General features: G+C 58.4%; 1 protein-coding gene and 1 pseudogene. One reads left to right on the top strand and one right to left on the bottom strand.

The window, feature by feature from the left end:
• A partial coding sequence (locus tag A6A04_RS00730) for an integrase core domain-containing protein (protein WP_245651039.1) occupies positions 1 to 538 on the top strand: 538 nt, incomplete at its 5' end.
• Between the two features lie 65 nt (positions 539 to 603).
• Here the strand turns inward: A6A04_RS00730 and A6A04_RS00735 are convergent.
• Positions 604 to 813: pseudogene (locus tag A6A04_RS00735) on the bottom strand (HU family DNA-binding protein); the annotation flags it as partial.
• Positions 814 to 880 lie beyond the last annotated feature (67 nt).

Below are 880 nucleotides of genomic sequence, written 5' to 3' on the forward strand. Positions count from 1 at the left end.
CCCCAGGGCCGGGCGAGTGCGTCAAGGTGGGGAATTTTCAGTCGCCCCTTCTGGGGAGTATTCAGGCGGCAGTGACATCGGCTGGGAGTTCGTCCATGTCTGCATCGACGATGCCTCCCGCGTGGCCTTCTCCAAGATCATGCCCGATGAGAAGAAGGAAAGTGCCGTCACCTTCCTGGGGGCGGCGCTGGCCTACTACGCCAGTCTCGGCATTACCGTCCAGCGGGTCATGACCGACAATGGCTCATGCTACAGATCCAAGGCATTCCGCAAAGCTTGCGCCGACCACGGGCTGAAGCATGTCCGAACCAGGCCCTACACGCCCAAGACCAATGGTAAGGCCGAGCGCTTCATCCAGACGGCGCTCCGCGAATGGGCATATGCCCAGGCTTACGAAAACTCAGCCCGCCGTGCCGAGGAATTGCCGCATTGGCTACACCGCTACAACTGGCATCGGCCCCATGGTAGCCTGAAGGCGATGACACCCATCAGCCGACTCGGTCTGACCGGAGACAACGTCTTGCGACTCCACACCTAGCCCAGCCACCGAAGTCAATTAAGGAGCGCAATCAGCGAGAGCAGGACGCATTGACATTCCTGGCCAATTGAGAAAGTTCCAAAGCCGACCAGACGCACATCATCACCGGCCTTCATGGCGGCGGTGATGGCTTCGAATACGGCGTCGATGGCACTTGCCGCGTCGGCCTTGGTCATGTTGGCACCATCGGCGACGGTATTGATCAATTCGGACTTGTTGATGTGCTCCCCCCTACAAAAAGCATGGCTATAACGAATGGCACGACGAATAGGCATCGTCAACCAAACGGGTTTACTCAGGTGTCAGCAAGGTAAACAGGAAAGTCGAGCCGCCTGAAGGTGA

This window comes from Paramagnetospirillum marisnigri (genome assembly GCF_001650715.1).
In the GTDB taxonomy this organism is placed as follows: Bacteria; Pseudomonadota; Alphaproteobacteria; order Rhodospirillales; family Magnetospirillaceae; genus Phaeospirillum; species Phaeospirillum marisnigri.